The organism is Streptomyces sp. NPDC059564, from assembly GCF_042735575.1.
GTDB lineage: Bacteria > Actinomycetota > Actinomycetes > Streptomycetales > Streptomycetaceae > Streptomyces.
The window spans coordinates 1-6,291 of the sequence record NZ_JBHWBP010000414.1; the positions used below are offsets into that span (position 1 = coordinate 1).

Consider the following 6,291-nt stretch of genomic DNA (forward strand, 5'->3'; position numbering starts at 1 on the left):
GGGTCGGGGGGGGTTTTGGTGGCGCGGGGTGTGGGGGGGACCCCCAGGGGGCCGGGCGCGGCCCGGGTCCCGGGTTATCGACCGGCCAGGTCGGACGCGGAGCCCCAGGGGTCAGGCCCAGAGTTGGCCGTGGAGGACCTCGATGGCTTCTTCCGTGGTCGCGGCCGTGTAGACGCCCGTCGAGAGGTACTTCCAGCCGCCGTCGGCCACGACGAAGACGATGTCCGCCGATTCGCCGGCGGCCACCGCCTTGCGGCCCACCCCGATCGCCGCGTGCAGCGCCGCGCCCGTGGAGACGCCCGCGAAGATGCCCTCCTCGCGCAGCAGGTCCCGCGTGCGGGTCACCGCGTCCGCCGAGCCCACCGAGTAGCGGGTCGTGAGGACCGAGGCGTCGTACAGCTCGGGGACGAAGCCCTCGTCGAGGTTGCGCAGGCCGTAGACGAGGTCGTCGTAACGGGGTTCCGCCGCGACGATCTTCACGCCCGGGACGTGCTCGCGCAGGTAGCGGCCGACGCCCATCAGCGTGCCCGTCGTGCCGAGCCCGGCCACGAAGTGGGTGATGGACGGCAGGTCCGCCAGGATCTCGGGGCCCGTCGTCGCGTAGTGGGCGCCCGCGTTGTCCGGGTTGCCGTACTGGTAGAGCATCACCCAGTCCGGGTGCTCGGCCGCCAGTTCCTTCGCCACCCGCACGGCGGTGTTCGAGCCGCCCGCCGCCGGTGACGAGATGATCTCGGCTCCCCACATCGCGAGAAGGTCCCGGCGCTCTTGCGAGGTGTTCTCCGGCATGACGCACACGATCCGGTAGCCCTTGAGCTTCGCGGCCATCGCGAGCGAGATGCCCGTGTTGCCGGAGGTGGGTTCCAGGATGGTGCAGCCGGGGAAGAGGCGGCCGTCCTTCTCCGCCTGCTCGACCATGTGGAGCGCGGGGCGGTCCTTGATCGAGCCGGTCGGGTTGCGGTCTTCCAGCTTGGCCCAGATGCGGACGTCCGCCGAGGGCGACAGTCGCGGCAGGCGGACCAGCGGGGTGTTGCCGACCGCCGCGAGCGCGGAGTCGTAGCGCATTACTTCGAGCCGCCGGCCACGGCCGGGAGGATGGTGACGCTGTCGCCGTCCTTCAGGGCGGTGGAGATGCCGTCGAGGAAGCGGACGTCCTCGTCGTTGAGGTAGACGTTCACGAAGCGGCGCAGCTGGCCGCCGTCGACGATGCGCTCCTCGATGCCCTTGTGACGGGTCTCCAGGTCGGCGAGGAGGTCGGCGAGGGTCGCGCCTTCACCCGTCACGGCCTTCTCGCCGTCGGTGTAGGTGCGGAGGATGGTGGGGATGCGGACCTCGATGGCCATGGCAGCGTGCTCCAGTGTCGGGAGGGCGTGAAGGAAGGTTCGGGCGCGCGGCTCTTGCGCCCCCGCGCGAGGGGCCGGTGTGCTCAGGCGGCAGGACAGATGGCGCTGGCGAGGCGGCACAGGTCGACGTGCAGCCGCGCCACGAGCAGCAGCCTGCCGGGCGTCTCGATGATCACGTCGTGGGAAACCATGCGGTCATGTTAACGATTCCCGGTCCCCCGTTTGGAGTGTGATCCCGCATCGTGGACCACATCCGCTCGCATACTGGTCAGTAGCCGGTCACGACCTGCACTTCTTCCTCCGTGACCACTCCGTCGACGATCCGGTAGGAGCGGAACTGGAACGCACCGAGGCCGTCCTGGTCGGCCGTGGAGACCAGGACGTAGTGCGCGCCGGGCTCGTTCGCGTACGTGAGGTCGGTGCGCGAGGGGTACGCCTCGGTCGCGGTGTGCGAGTGGTAGACGATCACCGGCTCCTCGTCGCGGTCGTCCATCTCGCGGTAGAGCTTCAGCAGGTCCTTGGAGTCGAACTCGTAGAACGTGGGCGAGCGGGCCGCGTTGAGCATCGGCACGAACCGCTCGGGCCGGCCGGTGCCCGCCGGGCCGGCCACGACGCCGCACGCCTCGTCGGGGTGGTCCTTGCGGGCGTGCTCGACGATCCGGTCGTACAGGTCCTGGGTCAGGGTCAGCATGAGCGACAGGATAAGCAGACGGGCCCTCCCGTACCGAGGAGCGGTACGGGAGGGCCCGAATGATGGACAGGGTGCCCGCCGGGGCGTGGTTCCCGGCCGTGGCAGGCGGCCGGGACTCACGGTCGGAGGGGCGGGCGGCTAGGCCGACCGAGAGGCCTTGCCGGCCTCGTCGAGGGCCTCGCCGCGGGCGTTGCGCTGCTTGAGGACCAGGTAGGACACGCCGAGGATCAGACCCCACAGCGGCGCGCAGTACAGGGAGACGCGGGAGTCCTTGTCGACGCCCATCATCACGATGACCATGCCGATGAACAGCAGGGCGAACCAGCTGGTCCAGGGGGCGCCGGGGGCGCGGAACGCGGACTGCGGCAGCTCGCCGCGGTCGGCCTTGGCGCGGTAGCGGATCTGGCAGACCAGGATCATGATCCAGGCCCACATGCCGGAGATGGTGGCGAAGGAGACGACGTAGTCGAAGGCCTTGCCCGGGGCGACGTAGTTGATCCAGACGCCCACCAGCATCAGCGCGGCGGAGAAGGTGGTGCCGACCAGCGGGGTGCCGCTCTTGGTGAGCTTGGTGAAGAACTTCGGGCCCTGGCCGTTGAGCGCGAGGTCGCGCAGCATGCGGCCGGTGGAGTACATGCCCGAGTTGCAGGAGGACAGCGCGGCGGTGAGGACGACGAAGTTGACGATCGCGGCGCCGACGCCGAGGCCCATCTTCTCGAAGGCCAGCACGAAGGGGCTCTCGCCCGCCTTGAAGTTCGACCACGGGATGACCGACATGATCATGATGAGCGCGCCGACGTAGAAGACGGCGATGCGCCACGGCACGGTGTTGATGGCCTTGGGCAGGGTCTTCGCGGGGTCCTTGGACTCGCCTGCGGTGACGCCGACCAGCTCGACCGCGAGGAAGGCGAACATCACGATCTGCAGGGTCATCAGCGTCTCGCCGATGCCGTTGGGGAAGAAGCCGCGGTCGCTCCACAGGTTGGAGACGGAAGCCGTGGCGGCGGCGTCGGAGAAGCCGATGGTGAGGATGCCGGCGCAGATCAGGATCATGCCGACGATGGCGGTGACCTTGACCATCGAGAACCAGAACTCGAGCTCGCCGAAGAGCTTCACGGAGATCAGGTTGGCGACGTAGAGGATGACGGTGAAGATCAGCGCGTACGCCCACTGCGGGAAGCTGTCGTGGGTCCAGTACGACATGTACTGCGCGGCCGCCGTCACCTCGGTGATACCGGTGACCACCCAGAAGAGCCAGTACGTCCAGCCGGTCACGTACCCCCAGAACGGGCCCAGGAACTCGCGGGCGTAGTCCGAGAAGGAACCGGAGACGGGGCGGTACATGAGCAGCTCGCCCAGGGCCCGCATGATGAAGAAGATGACCAGGCCGGCGATCGCGTAGGCCAGGATCAGGCTCGGTCCCGCCTTGGAGATCGCCTTGCCGGCGCCCAGGAACAGGCCGGTGCCGATGGCGCCGCCGATCGCGATCATCTGGATCTGGCGGGCGCCGAGCGCGCGGTGGTACCCCTCGCCCTCGCCCTGCGCGCCCTCGTCGGGCGTCCTGTCGTGCTGCTCGACCTGTACGGAGGTCATGTCTTGGTGCGCCTTTCTCCACGCCGACCCGCGCCTTGACTGGCTGCGGATCGGGTCCTCGATCCCCCCGGATACGGATGGAGTTGCACGCCGGCGATCAGCCGGTTCAAGCGGGCCGGGGGACATGGGTGGCGTCCCGTCGGCGGTCGTGAAGATTTATCACGTGCTTACGGGTGATCAAGGGGCGGAAGTGTGACGCGGGGCATAAAAAAATCGGGACACAGGCCCCGAAGGAGATCAGATCACCGCATGGCGGTGATCTGATCGTTATCCGGATTTGAGCGTCCGCTGAGCGAACGATGAGTGGCTAAAGGGTTTCGATGAGCGTTTCCTGGAGTCCGCCGAGCCAGAGGTACGCCATCACCATCGGCTTGCGCGGATCGTCGTCCGGGAGCCGGAACAGCACGGCGCTCTCGTCGTCCTCGGTGATGTCCAGGCGCGCCGCGATGGTGAGCCGCAGGTCGTTGAGGGCGCCGAGCCAGCGCAGCCGCGGCTCGCCGGTCAGCTCCAGCAGCGCCGCCTCGTCGTCGGCCGGGGTGAGCCCGTCGAGGCTGCGTACGACGGCCAGCGCGTCTTCCCGCTTGCGGGTGCGCAGGTCGTTCTCGGTGAAGCGGCGGAACTCCGCCGAGCGCTTGCGCAGCTCTTCCGGGTCGTCCGCGGGGCCCGCGGACGGGCCTCCGTAGGCGTCGGGGAAGAGCCGGGCCAGCGCCGGGTCGGAGGGCGGTTCGGTGGGGCCGTCGGAGGCGAACAGCACGGCCAGCGGGTCGGCGTCCGCGGCGGGCTCCGGTTCGCCCGGGCCGATCAGCTCCAGCAGCTGCACGGCGAGGGAGCGCAGGATGGAGATCTCGATGTCGTCGAGCGCGATGGCGGCTCCGCCGCCCTTCAGGGGTTCGAACACGCCGCCCATCAGAAGCGGTCCTGCGAGAGGGTCGCCCAGAGCCCGTAGCCGTGCATCGCCTGCACGTCGCGCTCCATCTCCTCGCGGGTGCCGCTGGAGACGACCGCCCTGCCCTTGTGGTGGACGTCCATCATCAGCTTGGTCGCCTTGTCCTTCGGATAGCCGAAGTACGCCTGGAACACGTACGTCACGTAGCTCATGAGGTTGACCGGGTCGTTGTGCACCAGGGTCACCCAGGGGACGTCGGGTTCGGGGACCGCGAAGGTCTCTTCGGCGGATTCGGTGCGTTCGATCTCAATGGGAGCAACACTCACTTGTCCCATGCTGCCACTGTGGAGGGCCCGTCGCACAAACGGGCCCCTACATCTCGTCACTTTGACGAGATGTGCGCTAGCATCCGTGACATGAACCCTGCGGACCTGGGCCTGCCGGTGGACGTGCCGTCGACAGCGCTCTTCACGGACCATTACGAGCTCACGATGCTGCAGGCCGCCCTGGCCAACGGCACGGCGGACCGGCGCTCGGTCTTCGAGGTCTTCACCCGGCGGCTGCCCGAGGGGCGGCGCTACGGGGTCGTCGCGGGCACCGGGCGCGTCCTCGACGCGGTGGAGAACTTCCGCTTCGACAGCGCGGTGCTGGAGTTCCTGCGGGAGCGGGCCGTCGTCGACATGCGGACGCTGGACTGGCTGGCGTCGTACCGCTTCTCGGGTGACATCTGGGGCTACCCGGAGGGGGAGGTCTACTTCCCCGGTTCGCCCCTGTTGCGGGTCGAGGGCAGCTTCGCCGAGTGCGTGCTGCTGGAGACCGTGATCCTGTCGATCCTCAACCACGACTCCGCCATCGCGGCCGCCGCCTCCCGGATGGCCTCCGCCGCCGGCGGGCGGCCGCTGATCGAGATGGGCGCCCGGCGCACGCACGAACTGGCCGCCGTGGCGGCCTCGCGGGCCGCGTACGTGGGCGGCTTCACCTCCACCTCCGACCTCGCGGCCGGGTTCCGGTACGGGATCCCTACGGTCGGCACCAGCGCGCACGCCTTCACCCTCGTGCACGACAGCGAGCGGGACGCCTTCACCGCGCAGGTGGCCTCGCTGGGCCGCGGCACCACCCTCCTGGTGGACACGTACGACGTGGCCGAGGCGGTCCGGACCGCCGTGGAGGTGGCGGGCACCGACCTGGGCGCCGTCCGGATCGACTCCGGGGACCTGCTGCTGGTGGCCCACCGGGTGCGGCAGCAGCTGGACGAGCTGGGGGCGGTGAACACGCGGATCGTGGTCACCTCGGACCTGGACGAGTACGCCATCGCCTCGCTGGCGGCGGCGCCGGTGGACGCGTACGGGGTCGGCACCCAGCTGGTGACGGGCAGCGGGCACCCGACGTGCTCGATGGTCTACAAGCTGGTCGCGCGGGCGGTGTCCGCCGACCCGAAGGCGGCGCTGGCGCCGGTGGCGAAGAGGTCCACGGGCGGCAAGACCTCCATCGGCGGGCGCAAGTGGGCGGCCCGGCGGGTGGACGCGGACGGGATCGCCGAGGCGGAGGTCATCGGCACCGGGCCGGTGCCGGCCGCGCTGGCCGACCACCAGCTGCTGACCCAGCTCGTCAAGGCGGGCGAGGTGGTGGCCCGCGAGCCCCTGGAGGCGGCCCGCGACCGCCACCGCGCGGCCCGCGCCGCCCTTCCCCTCTCGGCGACCCAGCTCTCCCGCGGCGAGGCCGTGCTCCCGACGGAGTACGTCTAGGACCCGGGGCCGGGCTCCTGGGGCTCCGCCCCAGAC

Annotated in this window: 8 protein-coding genes; 1 reads left to right on the forward strand and 7 read right to left on the reverse strand. The window is 69.9% G+C overall.

Translation table 11 applies throughout. From position 1 onward, the window contains the following. Positions 1 to 111: 111 nt before the first annotated feature. From ACFV0Q_RS36880 to clpS, 7 genes are all read right to left on the reverse strand, one after another. Positions 112 to 1,062 carry a PLP-dependent cysteine synthase family protein gene (locus ACFV0Q_RS36880; RefSeq protein ID WP_385011713.1) on the reverse strand — a complete coding sequence of 317 codons (951 nt, stop codon included), beginning with the start codon at positions 1,060 to 1,062 and terminating at the stop codon, positions 112 to 114. Further along, positions 1,062 to 1,340 carry a MoaD/ThiS family protein gene (locus tag ACFV0Q_RS36885; protein ID WP_266577129.1) on the reverse strand — a complete coding sequence of 93 codons (279 nt, stop codon included), beginning with the start codon at positions 1,338 to 1,340 and terminating at the stop codon, positions 1,062 to 1,064. The genes ACFV0Q_RS36880 and ACFV0Q_RS36885 overlap by 1 nt, the downstream gene beginning before the upstream one ends. A gap of 83 nt (positions 1,341 to 1,423) precedes the next feature. Beyond that, positions 1,424 to 1,531 (reverse strand): putative leader peptide, encoded by a 108-nt coding sequence (locus tag ACFV0Q_RS36890; protein ID WP_385011717.1) that lies wholly within the window; start codon positions 1,529 to 1,531, stop codon positions 1,424 to 1,426. Positions 1,532 to 1,608: 77 nt separating this feature from the next. Continuing rightward, entirely contained in the window at positions 1,609 to 2,031 is a 423-nt protein-coding gene (locus tag ACFV0Q_RS36895) for a Mov34/MPN/PAD-1 family protein (protein WP_385011718.1), read from the reverse strand. 138 nt (positions 2,032 to 2,169) lie between these two features. Beyond that, positions 2,170 to 3,624: an amino acid permease gene (locus ACFV0Q_RS36900; protein ID WP_385011720.1), complete on the reverse strand. Its 1,455-nt coding sequence runs from the start codon at positions 3,622 to 3,624 to the stop codon at positions 2,170 to 2,172. A 307-nt stretch (positions 3,625 to 3,931) separates the two neighbouring features. Then, positions 3,932 to 4,531, reverse strand: coding sequence for a DUF2017 domain-containing protein (locus ACFV0Q_RS36905; protein WP_385011722.1), 600 nt, complete (start codon positions 4,529 to 4,531; stop codon positions 3,932 to 3,934). After that, a complete protein-coding gene (clpS, locus tag ACFV0Q_RS36910) occupies positions 4,531 to 4,845 on the reverse strand; it encodes an ATP-dependent Clp protease adapter ClpS (protein WP_266577125.1) in 315 nt (104 codons plus the stop codon). The genes ACFV0Q_RS36905 and clpS overlap by 1 nt, the downstream gene beginning before the upstream one ends. An 81-nt stretch (positions 4,846 to 4,926) precedes the next feature. On the opposite strand from clpS, the gene ACFV0Q_RS36915 reads away from it, so the two are divergent. Then, entirely contained in the window at positions 4,927 to 6,255 is a 1,329-nt protein-coding gene (locus ACFV0Q_RS36915; RefSeq protein WP_385011724.1) for a nicotinate phosphoribosyltransferase, read from the forward strand. Positions 6,256 to 6,291: the final 36 nt, after the last annotated feature.